The organism is Shewanella sp. AS16 (genome assembly GCF_021412365.1).
GTDB classification, from domain to species: domain Bacteria; phylum Pseudomonadota; class Gammaproteobacteria; order Enterobacterales; family Shewanellaceae; genus Shewanella; species Shewanella salipaludis.
The window spans coordinates 1-298 of the sequence record NZ_JAKCLK010000213.1 but is presented as its reverse complement, the minus strand read 5'-3'; the positions used below and the strand labels follow the sequence as shown (position 1 = coordinate 298).

Below are 298 nucleotides of genomic sequence, written 5' to 3'. Positions count from 1 at the left end.
GATTGCTGACTTCATAAGCGGCGCGCGGGGCATCAATCACCTGAATAAAGCACACGGCGTCGATGGTAACGTTGGCGTTATCTTTCGAGATAACTTCCTGGGAAGGGATGTCGAGCACTTGCTCCATCATATTGATCTTGCGACCAATGCGATCCATAAACGGCACCACCAGACTGAGCCCCGGCTGTAACGTTTTGGTATAGCGACCAAAACGTTCTACCGTCCATTGATAGCCCTGCGGCACGATTTTGACGCCCGCGCCGACAATGACCAGCGCGACAAAAATGAGAATAGGGAT

Annotated in this window: 1 protein-coding gene; it reads right to left on the bottom strand. The window is 52.0% G+C overall.

The window, feature by feature from the left end:
- Positions 1-298 (bottom strand): SPFH domain-containing protein (locus LZP73_RS20050; protein ID WP_267960264.1); only part of this gene is annotated, 298 nt, incomplete at both ends.